We start from the raw sequence: 16,273 nt of genomic DNA on the forward strand, positions 1-16,273 counted from the left end.
CAGCGTTTGCAGCCCAAGACGAATCAACTACTCTTCAACCTTTGTAAATTTAAGACTCTGATCAGGTTTAACAAACAATAGGCCTGTTGTGATTACTGTATCACCAGCAGCTAACCCCTGAGTTACCTGTATATTACTCTCATCCCGTAATCCAGTAACCACATCCTGAAAAATAGCTTTGCCATTTTTAGAAATAACTACTTTTTTGCCACGAGTCTGAGGAATGATTGCCTGTGTAGGAATGACTACAGCAGTTATATTCTCAACATCCAGATTAACTTTTGCAAAAGCACCTGGATGTAGCTTGGCGGATGGATTACTCACTAACGCCCTGATTTTTAAGCTGCGTGTAGCCTGATCAATATCAGGTTCTATCGCATAAATCTTTCCGGAAAAGTTTTCACCAAACCCATCTACAGCAAAAGCAACCTTATCTCCTTCTGCAATAGAAACAGCATATTTTTCAGGGACAAAGAAATCTATTTTTAATGGATTAATCTGCTGTAACTTGGTGATTAAAGTTGAAGGAGTAATATAGGCACCCAAACTAACATTTCTCAAACCAATAACTCCGCGAAATGGAGCTCGTACTTCAGTCTTTTCAATTTGAGCCTTTATCAGGTCTATATCTGATAAAATCGTATTTAGTGTAGTGGTTGTTAAATCATAGTCCTGCTGACTGATATTATCAGCATTTAACAACTTTTTGCTACGTTCTACAATTTTTTCCTGATTTTCCTTCTGTACCTGAAGCTTTCTAAGTTGTGCTTTTAAATCGGCATCGTACAGTTTTACTAGCAGCGTACCAGCCGCTACTTCCCGACCCTCATTAATATTTAGCGAAATAATTCTTCCGGAGACTTCCGGGTGTATTTCGATCTGTTCAGCAGGCATCAATGTACCACTGGCTACCAGATTATTGGTAAGGCTTTTAGATTTAGCAACAAATCCCTGTATGGCAATTTCCTGAGGCTGACCAGAAGTATTCCCTACAACAGCATGAGATTTCGTAAATATCTTATTATAGTATATAACACCCCCCAATGCTAACATGACAAGCGCAACAGGAATCCAAAATTTCATAATGCGTTAATAAACAAAAGCGGAAATTAGAGAAATATAAATTTTAAAAGTGGTTTGGCTGGTAAAGAAGCAGACATTCAACTATTTGCCAAGATGCAATTATTTACCAAAAACAGTGAATAGAACTACAAAATAAGCGTATTTCTATCGAACAGTGGTAGAATGGTATTACCAATGGTTTAAATCAATGATAAACGGAAAGTCGGATTATATATAGAGTAATTCATTGCACAATACACAAAAAAATAAAAGCATTTCTACTTAGAAGAAATGCTTTTAGTGAATTTTCAGCAAGCCGATTACCTATCTGAAATATTATTTTTTAGTTTTACTTCCAGCTTTCTTCTTGGTAGAAGAAACTGTTTTAGGCTTATTTTTCAAAGGATCTTCGGCTTTGGACGGTACTAGTGTTTTAATATCGGCATTGTGAAGTTCTTCCAAAGGTATTTCAGCATCTCGTTGAGATACAATTTGTCCAAACTGATCTGATTCTTTCTGCATGCTAGCTCGAAGACTACCTACCATCGGATATATATGGTCTTTTACGGTTACCTTCATTTCTTCCCACACCATATTATGCCAGTCTTTATCAGCCATAGGACGATAGGGATATTTAGGAGCGGTAGTGATAGTGTTGAAAGTAAGACGTCCCTGATGCACGAAGTCTGTGAACTCATAGATATAATATCCTTCATGCACAAAAATGCGAACCATAAAATAAATTTTACCTTTTACATAATCGTTGCCTGCAGCAATTTTACTCTGAAAAGGTATTTTTGAGGTTCCTGTAAAGCGTCCATATCGTTTATTGGCTTCTTCAAAGAAATTAATGTCTGTTTTAGTTTGCTCATTAAACCAGTTCCAGGCACGTGCATATAATTCCTCCTGAGGAACGTTTGTCATTCGTACAGTATCTGAAAAAGTATACTTTGGGTACTGCAGAATTTTCTGCATGGTCACGGCTGACTGGCCAAATGAAAGAACGTAGGTGTAGAGAATAAAGCCAAAGGCAGTTAAAAATTTTTTCATAGCGAAGGAGTTGCTTCTCCAAGAGCATTTAAAGGTTGTATGGAAATTGAGTGTTCAATAGAAAACTAACTTATTTCACCCTTGCCTCACTTTGATCTTGTATTCAAAGCTCTTAATATCTTACAATGTATAAAATAAGTAATGATTTATTGGGTACAATCATTTATTCACTTCGTAAGAGAATTGTAAGCGCTTTTTGGGTAAATTTTATAACAAAAATGCATAGTATCTCTTTTCTGCTCCTGAGTATGATTACAAACATACAACTAAAAGACTTTACTTAAATAGTAAAAACAGTGTAAAAACTTACATAAGCTTATTTTTATCGAATTATTTTGCTGAGTTACCTTCTATCCAATCAGCTTATACGAATACAAGTAAAGTAATACACAAATCTTTTTTTACTTCTTTCAGAAGAATACAACAAACATTGGCTTGGCTTTGCACAAAAATGATTTACTTCGCATCGAACTTTTGCGCATTTAATTTGCGTTCAGCGTTTACTGTCTCGTCCCTACTAGATGGTAAACCGAAACCATCCGACTACTATGAATTCAATTTGGGATTTTTTCCAGGTACTACTCGATTCAAAAGAAATTATTAACTATGGAGGTCTTGTACTGGTTACATTGATCATCTTTGCTGAAAATGGCCTTTTCTTCGCCTTTTTTCTGCCTGGCGATTATCTCTTATTTCTGACAGGCCTTTTCTGTTCTACTAAAGCCATTGATTTTCCTATCTATATCGTTGTTATATGTATTGTCATTGCAGCCATAATAGGTAGTTATGTAGGCTTCTTTTTCGGAAGAGCACTGGGCAAAGGACTGGAAACCCGGCCAGATTCTCTTTTCTTTAAACGTAAAAATCTGGATAAATCCAGACAATTCTTTGCCAGACATGGTGGCAGAGCACTTATCATAGCCCGCTTCATGCCTGTTCTTCGGACCTTCTCCCCTATTATTGCAGGTACGATTCAGATGCCGATTCAGTCTTTTTCAATCTATAACATCATTGGTGGTACCGTGTGGGGAACAACTCTTCCACTGGCAGGATACTTTCTGGGTCAGTCGTTTCCTCAAATCATCAATTATGTCCACTACATTATTATTTTCTTTCTTGCTATTACCACTTTTGCCGTTATCCGGACCTGGTTTTCAGTCAGAAAAGATACCAGTGGTCAATAGTGCAGCATAGAAAGACCCACTGAGCCTTGGAGTGTAAAGGGTATTTTTCTATCTTTAGGTTTCTCCCCAACCAAAACCATTCAAAACCTATGATGAAACATTCCCTTTACACATCTGTAAGGTCCATTCTCTGCCTTTGTTTTTTCCTGACGCTTCTTTCAGCAACTGCACAAAGTGAAAAATCACGTGCATTGACACTGGATGAATACAAGAAGGCAAAAACCTTTGAGATAAAGGACCTGGAAAGCGATACTTATGTAAAGTTTGAAAATGCCTATGTGCTGGATCGGTTTGAGATGAAGCCCCCCTATGTATTTAAATACAGTGATGGCATTGAACGCCGTGTATACCTCTACCGCCTGCTGGATAATAAATCCAAACAATCACTGGGGATGGTAGCTATCTATTATACACCTGGAAATGGTAAAAAATTCAATGTGTGTATACCATCTCCGGAATCAGACAAGAATGTATGGGCTCTTTATATTGATGACTTAAAAGATTATAACAAAGTAGAATCAGCATTTGGATCGGCGTTTGCTTATGTTATGTCACGCGAAATGAGCACACTGGCAACAGGTAGCAGTGGTGCATCTACAACTGGTAATAAAACAGATTATGATGTTTGTTTCCCTGCCAATGCACTGGTAACGTTAGCCAATGGTCAAACCAAACAAATCTCTGAGATAAAAGTAGGTGAGGCTATCGCTTCCTATAATAAAGAGGCTAACAAACTGGAGACTGCAATTGTACAGGAGATTCAGATCCATGAAGGAAAAGGTTATCCGGTTCAGACTTTATTTGGAGCTAATGAAACTGTTACAGCTTCTACCCAACAACATGTTTCTCAGATCACTAAAATTCAGGCAACACCTAACCATCCGATATTGACTCAGAATGGTCGCAAAGCTATGAATGAGATCCAATCAGGTGATAGTATCTATGTATTTGACTCTGCAACTGGTGAATTTATTACGTTTAAAGTATATACACCTTTTACACATTCTGAAGAAACTGCAACCAAAGTATATAACCTGGTAACAGATAAAGGCAACTATCTCATCAATGGAGCTACTGTTCTGGACAAATAATTACTTAACGAACTCACTACAACCTAATTAGTCCCATGCACAGTACATGGGATTTTCTTTTTTGAGAAATCCGGTCCATTCCAGGTATCGTATATATGAGCGAACACTTCTTACAAAATATGTGTTATTGAATATGATGATAACAACATCTTTTCTTATGCAAAGACCTTTGATATTCACCCTTTTCGCAGGGATTTGCCTGCTGTCCTGTGCTCAGAGTCAGCAGAAGAAAGTTCCTCAAATGCAATCTAAACCTGTTCAAATGACAACCAACGTAGCTAAAACAGATACAGCCACCTTTGGTACCGGATGTTTCTGGTGTACTGAAGCCATTTTCCAACAAGTAGATGGTGTTCTTTCTGTAGCTTCCGGATATTCCGGAGGCCAAGTAGAGAACCCGACCTATAAACAAGTATGTACAGGTTCCACTGGTCATGCTGAGGTAATTCAGGTTACCTATGACCCTGCAAAGGTCTCTTATCCGGAATTACTGGAAGTCTTCTGGAGTACTCATGACCCAACCACTCTTAACAGACAGGGAGCCGATGTGGGTACACAATACCGGTCTGCGATTTTCTATCACAACGCTGAACAAAAACAACTTGCTGAGAAATATAAAAAAGAATTGGATGCCTCTAAAGCGTTTGATGACCCAATTGTAACTGAGATTACTCCGTTTTCTAAGTTTTATAAAGCAGAGGATTATCATCAGAATTATTACAATCAGAATGGTGACCAACCTTATTGCAGAATGGTAATCCGTCCGAAAATAGAAAAATTCAAGAAGGTGTTTAGTCAAAAACTAAAACACTCATAGATAATATATTGCCAATAAAAAAGCACCACAGGGATCTGTGGTGCTTTTTTATTGGCAATATTCCTGATCAGCATCCGACTATTTCTCAATTATGACCTAAACTCCAGTCATCAGCCAAAATAAACTAAATTCAGGTCAACAAAGAAAGTGACAATTATTCGAATAGTTGAGAGAAGTGATCGGTATTCCGGTCACAGGCAAAAACGATTTGAATAACGGTCACTTTGTATTTTAGTCAGTGTATCCATTGCCTTGATTTTTTATTCGCACATGATTTCTTATAACATTGCCTATCAAAAAATTAAAAACTAACCAGAAAGGCTGTGAGGTTGGCTCTTTCTTCCAGTTTCAGCTTTTTACGAAGGCGGTAGCGTGCAATGCGTAAACTATCTTGAGAAATTCCCAATATAGTAGAGATATCAGTAGAACTGAGATTTAGCCGTAACAATGCACACAATCTCTTATCATGTGCACTCAGATCAGTACCAACAGATTGTAGGTTCTGAAAGAAATCGGGGTGTACCTGTTCAAAAAAACGTTTAAAGTCTTCCCAGTCCTGATCCAGTTTAAAGCTATAATCAATTGAGGCTATCAGTTCTTTGATTTGTCGGGTTTTATCCTTTTCGCTCCTTCGGATTTCGTTCAGCTTTACTTTTAGCTCTTCCAGAAACTTGTTTTTCTGAACAATCTGTAAAGCGTGCGTAGTCAGCTCACGGGATCGGGTTTCTAGTTCCTGTTGCAACTGAAGTTCTTTCAGTCGCTTATTCTCTAGTTCTGTTTTCAGATTTTGTTCATTCAGCTGAGTATTCTCACGTTCAGTTTCCAGTACACGTTGTGTCTGTTCAAGCAGTTCTCTGTCTTTTCGGGTTTTAAGTCGCTGATACCGAAAAAAAATAATTCCAAATGAAAGCAACAATACTGTTCCTGTTACCAGCAATATAATCCACAATTGACCAATACGTCTCTCTCCTTCCAGTAACTGAATAGTAGCGTCTTTCACAACTAATGCCTTTTCTTTAGCCTCTGTCTGATACAAGGTTTGCATTCGTGCCATTTGCAGAACAGACTCCTCATCATAAATTCGTTGATACAATGTATAGGAAGAGTCCAGATAAGCATGTGCTTTCTTATAATCACCTATAAATGCGTAGGTTTTGGAAAGATCTCTCAGAGCTGATCGCAGGCGATCTTTTTGATTCATTTTACGAGCCAATTGGTACGCCTGCAAGGTGTATATTAATGCATCCGAATAGTTACCTTGTTTTCGGTACGTATCTCCTATATTATTGAGATTGTTAATAATGGTAACCTGATCGTTTACCTCCTGATTAAAAGTCAAAGCTTTATTAAAGTATTCATACGCTTTGGGGTAGTTTTCCATATCTTCAAATATGCTACCCAAATTTTCCATAATCTTCCCCAGTCCTGCCTTATCATTCAGCCCCTCATAAATCTTAAAAGCTTTCTCCTGATAGATTAAGGCTTGTGGATACTCTTTTTGCTTTTCATACAGATGACCTATGTACCCAAATGTTTCCGCCTTCCCTTTTTCATCAAACAATTGTTCATATATCTTCAAGGCTTCCTGATGACATTGCAAAGCCACATCTATTTTTAACCCATAGTAATAAGCCATCCCCAGATGGTTATAGCTTTCTGCCACACCTATCTTATCACCAACTTTCTTATAAGAAGCAATTGCATTAAGCAGATAGGAAACTGCTTGCTGAAAACCACCCTGATTATAAAAGAACAAACCTAGATTCTCATTGGCTACAGCAATGCCCTTAACAAAGCCTTTTTTCTCTGAGAGGAGTAAAGCTTGCTTGGCGTAAACAAATGCGGTATCCGGGTTGGAATTCAGGTATTTCTCAGCTGTGGTGTTCAGAAAATCAATGTAGAGGGTATCATTTTCAGGAAGGGTAGTACTGTAACCTTCCTGAATGATGGTTCCCTGAATTAGTAAAAGGAATATACAAATAAATAGTGGTCGCATCGGCACGGAGTTCGGTCAATGCAAATATCCATATATCTGATTATACTAATGTTACTGCAATATTAAGATTGGTAACAACAGAAAAACTGTACAGAAATTAACCTATCGGTTCAGGGCGTTAGCCAGTATCTCACAACGTTCATCTGTCAATTTAGGCAAATCCACTTCTATTTCCAGTTGTGTTTTTACATTATCCAACTCTGAACGGTACGTTTGCTTTAGTTCCTTTCGTTTAATAGCTTCCAGAAACCGGCGTACATCATCACGGGTCTCTAGTTGCAAACCGGGTACTACTGCATTGGAGCCATCTTCGTTTTTGGCAACCATTGTAAAATAAGAAGTGTTGGTATGCCGTATTACTCCAGTACTGATATTTTCAGCAGTGACCCGAATCCCAACTACAAGAGAGGTTCGCCCCACATGGTTGACAGAAGCCTGTAGATGCACCAGATTGCCTACTTCAACAGGTTGCAAAAAGTCAACTCCATCTACAGACACGGTAACACAATACCTACCTGCATGTTTGGCAGCGCAGGCATAAGCTACCTTATCCATCAGCGATAAGAGAATACCTCCATGTATTTTTCCACCAAAATTGGCATATGAAGGAATCATCAATTCTGTGAGAGTAGTACGAGATGTACTTACGGGTTTATAAACTTCATCCATTGAATAAGACGGGGAATAGTATTATTTCTGCCATAATACTAAGAAACTGTTTCAAGAAAAGAAAGGAAGGTGTGTACAGAAAAACAAACAAATGCCTTTACAGGCCCATCTTACTATTTCAGGTTTACTTTTGAAACATGATCACAGATTGTGTCTTACCATCACTAACCAAGCTCTCTATTTTATCAGTAGTCTCTCTTATAATTTTTAGATTACTATATTTGGCAGGCGTTTCTGTCAGACTTTCTGTCCCTATAAGCTTCTCCACCAATGTCCGTTTTTCTATAAGTATCAATTGCTTTGAAGTCATTATCCCAGAATTTTCTCTGATCTCATATTTGCTATCACTATAATAAACATCAGGTATCAATAGAATAGTAATAAGTGGACTGGCAATAATTGCAAAAAATACTCGATCAATAAAAAAAGCCAAAGCACAGGTTATTGGATAAAAAAGAAAGGTACCATAATATAGCTTGCTCCATACCTTACCTTTTCTCCTGTAAGAAGCAAAAATTAGTAATCCACTCATCAACCATCCAAACGCAATAACTCTATCTAACCAATATGTACAATAAGACATGTCAAACCTAACAATCAAGAAAATGTCAACAACTAAAAGAATTAACAAAATGACATGTATATAGACAAGTAGTTTTTGATAGTTATGTTTATTCATCGTTTTTATAAACTTACCTTTTAGTAACGAATATAGTAATGAGATCATAATCTTTTCCAAAATAGAAATATGTGGTTGTAGAAAATTTCAACAACTACATATTTCGCCGATACTGCCCTCCTACCTCATATAGGGCATGTGTTATCTGACCTAGTGAACAGAATTTACAAACCTCCATCAATGACTCAAATGTATTCTTATTTTGAACAGCTATTTTCTGTAATTCTGTCAGCACTTGTTCCGATTTTTCCAGATGCGCTGTCTCAAATCTTGCTTTCGAATCAATAGCGAAGTTCTTCTCTTCCTGTGAACTACGAAATACCTCAGCAGGCAACAGTGTAGGAGAGCCCTGAGGGTCTAGAAAAGTATTGACTCCTATGACTGGTAGCTTTCCATTATGCTTTTGGGTTTCATAGTATAACGATTCTTCCTGAATCTGAGAACGCTGATACATAGTCTCCATAGCGCCAAGTACTCCACCCCGTTCATTTATACGGTTAAATTCCTGGTATACGGCCTGTTCTACCAGATCAGTAAGTTCTTCTATTATAAAAGATCCCTGCAATGGGTTTTCATTTTTTGCCAATCCCCATTCCTTATTAATAATTAACTGAATCGCCATGGCTCTACGTACAGATTCTTCTGTAGGGGTAGTAATAGCTTCGTCATAGGCATTGGTATGGAGAGAGTTGCAGTTGTCATAAATGGCACACAATGCCTGCAGAGTAGTCCGAATATCGTTAAAGGCGATTTCCTGCGCATGCAAGCTTCTTCCGGAAGTTTGGATATGATATTTGAGGCGTTGTGAACGGGAATTGCCTTTGTATTTCAATTTCATTGCCTTTGCCCATATCCGGCGGGCTACTCTTCCCAACACTGTATATTCAGGGTCCATACCATTGGAAAAGAAGAAAGACAGATTGGGGGCAAAATCATCAATATGCATTCCCCTACTCAGATAATATTCCACAAACGTAAACCCATTGGACAGCGTAAAAGCAAGTTGAGAAATCGGATTGGCACCTGCTTCTGCGATATGATACCCAGATATAGACACTGAATAAAAATTCTGAATCTGTTTTTCAATAAAGTACTGTTGAATGTCGCCCATCATTCGAAGAGCAAACTCTGTTGAGAAGATACAGGTATTCTGTGCCTGATCTTCTTTAAGAATATCTGCCTGAACAGTCCCCCGTACTTTTTTCAGTGTATCGGCTTTGATTGTTTCATAGATATCCTGTGATAACACCACATCCCCTGTTACTCCCAACAACATCAGTCCTAATCCATCATTTCCTTCCGGCAATTTACCATTGTAAGCAGGCATAAACTGATATAATACTTCCGGAATCCATAATCCTCTCCACTCCTTCCATATCTCCGGATACAACAACTGTTGTACTGCCGGACTTTCTTCTGTGAGTTGTTGAATGTATACATCGCGATAATCTTCCTTGTTCATAGCTACAACGATCCCAACTTTTCCATCAGCAGTAAACGAAAGATCAAGTGTTGTATCAAAACCAAACCTTTCTATGTATTCTTCAGAAGATACCTCTTCTGCTTCGGCAGCTTGCTCTAAGGAATCTTTATCATCCGGAAATGTCTGCACTTCCAGTGATTTGAAGAATCTTCTGGCGATGATAGTCAGAATCTTCTGGTTGGTTTCCTGCTCCAGATTATGTTTTCGGATGTATAACTCACACTGCTGGTCAATGGCTGCATTCAGAAAAAATCCCAGTAACATCGGCGCCGGTCCATTAATCGTCATCGAAACAGAAGTAGCCGGATCACAGAGATTAAAACCTGAATACAGTTTCTTGGCATCATCCAGTGTACACACACTCACACCAGACATGCCTACCTTACCATAGATATCCGGACGATGATCCGGATTTTCGCCATATAATGTAACAGAATCAAAGGCGGTAGAAAGGCGTTTGGCAGGCATGCCTTTGGAAAGGTAGTGGAACCGCCGATTAGTGCGTTCAGGGCCACCTTCTCCTGCAAACATTCGTGTAGGATCTTCTCCTTCACGTTTTAACGGAAAAACACCTGCTGTAAACGGAAACTCTCCTGGTACATTTTCTGTCAGCATCCAGCGTAACAGATCGCCCCAATCTTCATAACGAGGTAAACTAATCTTAGGAATTCTCAGATGAGACAAAGTCTCTGTATATAAATCCTGTTCAAATACTTTATCCCGCACCTTGTATTGGTATTTGTCAGCCTTATATTGTTGGACCCTCTCTTTCCAGTCGTTGAGTAATTGTCTGCATTCATGATGCAGTTGCTGATCCAACTTCTGATACCAGTTTATGAGTGACTTTAGCTCTTCTGCCTCGTCTTCCTGATAGGCAGCAACCATACCCTCTTCTGATTCTTTTCTTACTAAAGATTTTCCTCTAAGCAAATCAATAGTCCCTTTCAGTTGATAGAGTTGGCGGGCAATACGGGTTTGTTCCTGAATAAACTGATCATATTCCAAACTCTTCTCTACAATCTCAGCCAGATACCGAACCTTTTCGGGAGGAATAATGCTGCTTCGGGATTGGCTTATCCGTTCAGGATGTAAACTCATCAGTGCAGATAGCTTTCCACCTTCAAAGCTTCCAGCCTTCTCATGCAAAAGAGAAATAATTTTCTGATAGAGTGTATGAGTTCCGCTATCATTAAACTGCGAGGCAATAGTACCATAAATGGGAAGCGTTTCATCTTCTGCATCCCATGCATTACGGTTGCGTTTATATTGTTTTCTCACCTCACGCAAAGCATCCAGTGACCCCCTCTTATCAAATTTATTGATAGCAATAACGTCTGCGAAATCAAGCATATCAATCTTTTCTAGTTGTGTGGCAGCCCCATAATCACTTGTCATCAGGTATAAGGACACATCTGAATGGTCTACAATCTCTGTATCAGACTGTCCGATTCCGGAAGTTTCTACAATGATCAGATCAAATGTTGCGATCTTGCAGATATCGATAGCATCCTGCACATATCGGCTCAATGCCAGATTGGATTGCCGGGTTGCCAGCGATCGCATATAGACCCGTGGATTAAAGATAGCATTCATGCGGATACGATCCCCCAGCAAAGCTCCTCCGGTTTTGCGTTTGGATGGATCAACCGAGATAATAGCGATAGTCTTATCCGGAAAGTCAAGCAGATATCGTCTGACCAGTTCGTCTACCATAGATGACTTACCAGCTCCTCCTGTACCTGTAATGCCTAGTACTGGTACTTTTCTCCCCTTTTCAAGTGATTCCTGTAGTCGCGATCTGATGTACTCTTCAGAGTCCGGATAGTTTTCAGCAATGGTAATTAAACGTGGTATAGAAATACTACTCAGATTTGATAAACGTTCCTGTTCGTCTTTTTCAAAGCTGTCCGGACTAACTAACACATGGTCTTGAATAAATGAATATCCGTTTATTCGGCTAAATAATGAAGAAATAGTATGAGCATTGACTCGATCCTTTAATGCCGCTTCACTCACATCAAAATCACACTTCTCAAGTAAATCATTAATCATACCCTGTAATCCCATCGTCCGGCCATCATCAGGGGAATAAATACGGGTAATTCCATATTGATGTAATTCTGCAGCTTCGAGAGGAAGAATAGTACCTCCTCCTCCGCCAAAGATCCGGATATGTCCGGCACCCTTCTCCTGCAAAAGATCATACATGTATTTAAAAAACTCAATATGTCCTCCCTGATAGCTGGTAATAGCAATCCCCTGCACATCTTCCTGAATAGCACAGTCTACAATTTCCGCTACACTCCGGTTGTGTCCCAGATGGATAATCTCCGCACCGGAACTTTGCAGAATACGACGCATAATATTAATAGCAGCATCGTGTCCGTCAAACAGGGAAGCTGCTGTAACAATACGAATATGATTTTCAGGTTTATAGATTGTTGCCATTGCGGTAAAAAGTGTTTACACAAATATAGATTTTTCAAAGACAGGTTTAGACTTAAACACTAAAAAGATAAAAAGAGGTATACACTGCCTGAATCTTGCATCTAACTCTTTGGGTATTTCACAGCAATTATGCACATTGAGACAAACCACTTTTTAGGATATGTCAACACTAGTCATTGTTCGGCACGGACAGTCACAATGGAATCTGGAAAACCGCTTTACAGGAGATGTAGATATAGATCTGACATCTTTGGGTGAACAAGAAGCTCACAGAGCAGGAAAAGTATTAAAAGGTATGTATTTTGACGCTTGTTTTACTTCTATTCTGAAACGTGCCATCCGAACACTGAATATTATTCTCCAGGAGATTGGTCAAACCTATTTACCTATTATACAGGATGCAGCCTTAAACGAAAGGATGTATGGAGATTTGCAGGGGCTGAACAAAACAGAAACTGCTCAAAAATTTGGCGCAGACAAAGTGGATCAATGGCGCAGAAGTTACGATATAGCCCCGCCCAATGGAGAAAGCCTTAAAGATACGGCGAATCGGGTAATCCCTTTTTTTCAAAGACATATTGCTCCTCTGTTAGCAGAAAATAAAACTATACTGATTGTAGCTCATGGAAATAGTCTACGGGCCTTGATGATGTATCTGCAACATATCACACCTGAAAATATTGCTCACACAGAAATCCAAACCGGAGTACCCAAACAATATCTATTAGATAATGAGTTAGAGGTAGTTTCAGTAACAGATCTGCATGAATGAATCATCTCGTTCAAGCAGATCTGTTTTCTGGTTATTCTTTTGACTGAGGAGAAATCATCAGTGGCGTTTTGCCATCTGTTACAATAACTTTGGTATTGGGTGAGGCAGACAATTGTTTGAAAGCCTCTATACTTTTATATTCAATCAACTGTGGAGTCAGTCCTTCATTAATAATTTTCTGGGCATCTGAAATACCTTTTGCTTCGATTACTTTTCGTTCAGCCTCCTTTCTTTCTTTTTGTAATACAAAATCCATTTGTTGGGCAGATTGCTCAGCTTCCAGTTTCTGTTCAATAGATTCAGCAAGTCCTCTAGGTAAGACAATGCTTTTTAGCAATACATTCTCTATAATGATACCTCTGGGTTCTAATATATTATGCATTTCAGCAGTTATTTCTTTTTCAATTTCTTCCCGTTGTCCGGTATACATATCCTTTGCATAGAATCGTGCACATACATCAGCTGCGGCAGATCGGAATACACTTATTAACAGTACGTCTTCATATTTCTCACCTATAGTGGTCAATACTTTGGGAGCTGCTTCCGGAAGTATACGGTATAATACCGCCATTTCTGCTGTAATATTAAGTCCTTCTTTGGAAGGCACATTCTCCAGAGCTAAAGGTAGATTGATAGTACGAACAGGAACTTTGATAATAGTAGAGGTAAAAGGGTTAAAGCCATGTACTCCTGAATATTTTACCTGATTATCCAGTTTTCCAAGCTTTCTTTTTACACCTACCTCACCTTGACGAATAGTAACACAACTAGTCAGAACAGTTACTGACAATATGGAAAGTAATACTAGTCCTTTTTTCATTTCTATAACGTTAAGAAGAGTGATTAAATATGTCATATTAACGTTACAGAGTGGCACAAATCCATTAAAACCTGATTAAATTTCAAGCATAGTAATTAAAAGCAGATTAAAATTTAATCATCTTAGTAGTACTATATATTGAGAAGGAAACCCTGTCCCTAGAAAATATAAAGCTGGCACTTTATAACCAGCTTTATCTACTAAACAGCCAGATTAGATCTTCTCCTTATTCATTATTTTCCCCAAAAATAATCTTCCTGGGATAGATCTGCCGAGAACACCTGTGCCTGAGTAATTTTCCCATTTTCAACTGTATATACATCTGTATTCTGTATATCGAGCCAGGCACCTTCAGGTCGTATAGCAGTAAAGTGTAGCTGGCATATCACCTGGTTTCCATTCATTCCAAGCACCTTATAGTCTTTCAATTGAAAAGTACCCTGCGAAATTTTATGCATTTGGCCAGACATAGTAAATACTTCGGCTGCTGTCTTTTTCTTTCCTGATAGTGTATTGTTGCCAGGCTGGTCCCATGAGACATTTTCATCCAGTAACCGATGGGTGATCTCACGATTTTTGGTACTTACACCATGCAAAAACTCTTTCACAATTTGTACTTCTTTCGTATCTGTACTTTGCTGAGCCCATACAGGCAATCCTGACAGAATAAGTACTGCGACAAAATAGATTCGTTTCATATGTATATAATGATAAAATAGTGATCAAACAGATATTTATACAGGAGGTTAAGCAACAGATAGTTGTTTCAAACCACGACTTTGCAGATAAGCCATGGCAGCAACCCATAACGCAACAGCCCCAATCAATGCATCCCCTATCAGAGTCAGATGAAAAAGCTGTAACACTATCACTAACACACTGATCACCACCCAGGCAATATCCAATATAATGATCAGGTTCACCCAAGCTGGACGCATTGGATTCTTTAAACCTTCAAACAAGACTAGAGCTGCAAAACACAACAAAAAAAGACCAGTACCTTCAACTGCAATGATAGCAGAGGTACCAAATAAGTCGGCTACAAAAGAAGCAAATACAAGTAGAATCAGACCTGTAGCACCAGAACTTATAGCATTTACGAGCATTACATTTTTTAAGAATTTCATATGTTTTTCTGTTTAAAGTTGATGAACAAAAGTAGATTTGTTGGATTACTTCAAATTGACATTTTGCGACAAAATGAAAATACTGGCTCTGCACTTACACAGTTTTATAGAGTATGCCCAACTCAGGGGTGTGTCCAGAAGGGAGATACTTTCTGTAATGACGACTCCACCAGAGAACTTTCTTCAGGAAGCAGCAACAGTAAGTAGTGAGGATTTTTTTGCTGCTATCAATTTTATTACTACAAGCCTAAAAGACGACCTCTTAGGTATACGGTTGGGAAACTTTCTGAATATGAATTCCCTGGGGTTAATCTATCAGATTTCTCTGCAAGCTACTACTATCGAAGAAGCTCTGTTTTATTTAAATAACTACATAGACAACACCATTCGGGTTGTGCAGCCCGAAATTCAGTTTATAAAAGATCGTATTATTATCAATTTGTCTACAGACGGAGATAAATCTGAAGCTAGTACTATAGTGCTGGAAAGTCTGTTGACTATCATCTCCCGCGAACTAGCCATGATGACAGCGCAGCCACTGGACTTTCAGTTATTCTCACCTGCCTGTTCTCCTGACTATCCATCCGAATGGCAACAAGGTAAAAGTTTTGCTATCTCATTTAAGGCTGCGCTTTTAAAAGCTTCACTACAGGACATAAGCCGATTACACCTGGATGCGTTGATTCCTGAATACCTGAAACTGATTGAAACAATGAAGCTGGAACCCACTTTTTCGAGCAAAGTAAAAATTGCATCTCTGAATATGGCTAAACCAGAATTACCTGCTCTGGAAAAAATAGCCGATGTGTTCAATCTCACTCCCAGAACATTACAACGTCGGTTAAGTACTGAACAGACAACCTTCAGACAGATCATAGACGATCTGAAAAAACAAATTTCGTATATGTTGCTTCAACATAATCGCTTTTCCGTTGCAGATGTATCTTACGTTTTAGGATATTCGGAGCCAGCTGCTTTTATTCATTCATTTAAAAAATGGTATGGTAATTCACCAGAAAAGGTCCGGACACGTCTGGCTGTATCAGCCTAATCTTTCTCAGAAAAGATAGTATTT

General features: G+C 38.7%; 14 protein-coding genes. 5 read left to right on the forward strand and 9 right to left on the reverse strand.

Annotated elements, in window-relative coordinates; genetic code table 11:
* Window positions 1-27 precede the first annotated feature (27 nt).
* Both QNI22_RS08010 and QNI22_RS08015 read right to left on the reverse strand, forming a co-directional pair.
* Window positions 28-1,083, reverse strand: coding sequence for an efflux RND transporter periplasmic adaptor subunit (locus tag QNI22_RS08010; protein ID WP_314510117.1), 1,056 nt, complete (start codon window positions 1,081-1,083; stop codon window positions 28-30).
* A gap of 315 nt (window positions 1,084-1,398) precedes the next feature.
* On the reverse strand, window positions 1,399-2,112 hold the full coding sequence (locus tag QNI22_RS08015; RefSeq protein WP_314510118.1) for a DUF4468 domain-containing protein: 714 nt from the start codon (window positions 2,110-2,112) through the stop codon (window positions 1,399-1,401).
* A gap of 548 nt (window positions 2,113-2,660) precedes the next feature.
* On the opposite strand from QNI22_RS08015, the gene QNI22_RS08020 reads away from it, so the two are divergent.
* The 3 genes from QNI22_RS08020 (at window position 2,661) to msrA (ending at window position 5,204) form a co-directional block, all read left to right on the forward strand.
* Window positions 2,661-3,296 (forward strand): DedA family protein, encoded by a 636-nt coding sequence (locus QNI22_RS08020; protein ID WP_314510119.1) that lies wholly within the window; start codon window positions 2,661-2,663, stop codon window positions 3,294-3,296.
* An 89-nt stretch (window positions 3,297-3,385) separates the two neighbouring features.
* Window positions 3,386-4,387 (forward strand): Hint domain-containing protein, encoded by a 1,002-nt coding sequence (locus tag QNI22_RS08025; RefSeq protein ID WP_314510120.1) that lies wholly within the window; start codon window positions 3,386-3,388, stop codon window positions 4,385-4,387.
* A gap of 157 nt (window positions 4,388-4,544) precedes the next feature.
* Entirely contained in the window at window positions 4,545-5,204 is a 660-nt protein-coding gene (gene msrA / locus QNI22_RS08030) for a peptide-methionine (S)-S-oxide reductase MsrA (protein WP_419836222.1), read from the forward strand.
* A 301-nt stretch (window positions 5,205-5,505) separates the two neighbouring features.
* Here the strand turns inward: msrA and QNI22_RS08035 are convergent, their stop codons facing one another.
* The 4 genes from QNI22_RS08035 to QNI22_RS08050 all read right to left on the reverse strand — a co-directional run bounded on the left by QNI22_RS08035 (window position 5,506) and on the right by QNI22_RS08050 (window position 12,479).
* Window positions 5,506-7,200 (reverse strand): tetratricopeptide repeat protein, encoded by a 1,695-nt coding sequence (locus QNI22_RS08035; protein WP_314510121.1) that lies wholly within the window; start codon window positions 7,198-7,200, stop codon window positions 5,506-5,508.
* A gap of 102 nt (window positions 7,201-7,302) precedes the next feature.
* Window positions 7,303-7,869: an acyl-CoA thioesterase gene (locus QNI22_RS08040; protein WP_313974980.1), complete on the reverse strand. Its 567-nt coding sequence runs from the start codon at window positions 7,867-7,869 to the stop codon at window positions 7,303-7,305.
* Between the two features lie 124 nt (window positions 7,870-7,993).
* Window positions 7,994-8,548: a hypothetical protein gene (locus tag QNI22_RS08045; protein ID WP_314510122.1), complete on the reverse strand. Its 555-nt coding sequence runs from the start codon at window positions 8,546-8,548 to the stop codon at window positions 7,994-7,996.
* A 94-nt stretch (window positions 8,549-8,642) separates the two neighbouring features.
* Complete coding sequence (locus QNI22_RS08050; RefSeq protein WP_314510123.1) at window positions 8,643-12,479, reverse strand: methylmalonyl-CoA mutase family protein; 3,837 nt, start codon at window positions 12,477-12,479, stop codon at window positions 8,643-8,645.
* Between the two features lie 160 nt (window positions 12,480-12,639).
* Between QNI22_RS08050 and QNI22_RS08055 the strand changes: the two genes are divergently transcribed.
* The gene (locus QNI22_RS08055; RefSeq protein ID WP_314510124.1) at window positions 12,640-13,251 is read left to right on the forward strand and encodes a 2,3-bisphosphoglycerate-dependent phosphoglycerate mutase; all 612 of its coding nucleotides are present in this window, start codon (window positions 12,640-12,642) and stop codon (window positions 13,249-13,251) included.
* A 31-nt stretch (window positions 13,252-13,282) separates the two neighbouring features.
* Here QNI22_RS08055 and QNI22_RS08060 read toward each other — a convergent pair whose 3' ends face one another.
* The 3 genes from QNI22_RS08060 to QNI22_RS08070 form a co-directional block, all read right to left on the reverse strand.
* The gene (locus QNI22_RS08060) at window positions 13,283-14,071 is read right to left on the reverse strand and encodes a prohibitin family protein (protein WP_314510125.1); all 789 of its coding nucleotides are present in this window, start codon (window positions 14,069-14,071) and stop codon (window positions 13,283-13,285) included.
* 233 nt (window positions 14,072-14,304) lie between these two features.
* Window positions 14,305-14,769: a nuclear transport factor 2 family protein gene (locus QNI22_RS08065; protein WP_314510126.1), complete on the reverse strand. Its 465-nt coding sequence runs from the start codon at window positions 14,767-14,769 to the stop codon at window positions 14,305-14,307.
* Between the two features lie 48 nt (window positions 14,770-14,817).
* Window positions 14,818-15,198, reverse strand: a complete 381-nt coding sequence (locus tag QNI22_RS08070) for a hypothetical protein (protein ID WP_314510127.1) — start codon at window positions 15,196-15,198, stop codon at window positions 14,818-14,820.
* A 73-nt stretch (window positions 15,199-15,271) separates the two neighbouring features.
* Between QNI22_RS08070 and QNI22_RS08075 the strand changes: the two genes are divergently transcribed.
* The gene (locus QNI22_RS08075) at window positions 15,272-16,249 is read left to right on the forward strand and encodes an AraC family transcriptional regulator (RefSeq protein WP_314510129.1); all 978 of its coding nucleotides are present in this window, start codon (window positions 15,272-15,274) and stop codon (window positions 16,247-16,249) included.
* Window positions 16,250-16,273: the final 24 nt, after the last annotated feature.

Source organism: Xanthocytophaga agilis (assembly GCF_030068605.1).
Classification (GTDB): domain Bacteria; phylum Bacteroidota; class Bacteroidia; order Cytophagales; family 172606-1; genus Xanthocytophaga; species Xanthocytophaga agilis.

What these genes read in the sequence shown, in the direction of transcription:
- QNI22_RS08055 (WP_314510124.1), top strand. Translation starts at nt 12,640, where the DNA reads ATGTCAACACTAGTCATTGTTCGGCACGGACAGTCACAATGGAATCTG.
- QNI22_RS08010 (WP_314510117.1), bottom strand. Translation starts at nt 1,083, where the DNA reads ATGAAATTTTGGATTCCTGTTGCGCTTGTCATGTTAGCATTGGGGGGT.
- QNI22_RS08040 (WP_313974980.1), bottom strand. Translation starts at nt 7,869, where the DNA reads ATGGATGAAGTTTATAAACCCGTAAGTACATCTCGTACTACTCTCACA.
- QNI22_RS08060 (WP_314510125.1), bottom strand. Translation starts at nt 14,071, where the DNA reads ATGAAAAAAGGACTAGTATTACTTTCCATATTGTCAGTAACTGTTCTG.
- msrA (WP_419836222.1), top strand. Translation starts at nt 4,545, where the DNA reads ATGCAAAGACCTTTGATATTCACCCTTTTCGCAGGGATTTGCCTGCTG.
- QNI22_RS08020 (WP_314510119.1), top strand. Translation starts at nt 2,661, where the DNA reads ATGAATTCAATTTGGGATTTTTTCCAGGTACTACTCGATTCAAAAGAA.
- QNI22_RS08015 (WP_314510118.1), bottom strand. Translation starts at nt 2,112, where the DNA reads ATGAAAAAATTTTTAACTGCCTTTGGCTTTATTCTCTACACCTACGTT.
- QNI22_RS08035 (WP_314510121.1), bottom strand. Translation starts at nt 7,200, where the DNA reads ATGCGACCACTATTTATTTGTATATTCCTTTTACTAATTCAGGGAACC.
- QNI22_RS08075 (WP_314510129.1), top strand. Translation starts at nt 15,272, where the DNA reads ATGAAAATACTGGCTCTGCACTTACACAGTTTTATAGAGTATGCCCAA.
- QNI22_RS08050 (WP_314510123.1), bottom strand. Translation starts at nt 12,479, where the DNA reads ATGGCAACAATCTATAAACCTGAAAATCATATTCGTATTGTTACAGCA.
- QNI22_RS08065 (WP_314510126.1), bottom strand. Translation starts at nt 14,769, where the DNA reads ATGAAACGAATCTATTTTGTCGCAGTACTTATTCTGTCAGGATTGCCT.
- QNI22_RS08070 (WP_314510127.1), bottom strand. Translation starts at nt 15,198, where the DNA reads ATGAAATTCTTAAAAAATGTAATGCTCGTAAATGCTATAAGTTCTGGT.
- QNI22_RS08045 (WP_314510122.1), bottom strand. Translation starts at nt 8,548, where the DNA reads ATGAATAAACATAACTATCAAAAACTACTTGTCTATATACATGTCATT.
- QNI22_RS08025 (WP_314510120.1), top strand. Translation starts at nt 3,386, where the DNA reads ATGATGAAACATTCCCTTTACACATCTGTAAGGTCCATTCTCTGCCTT.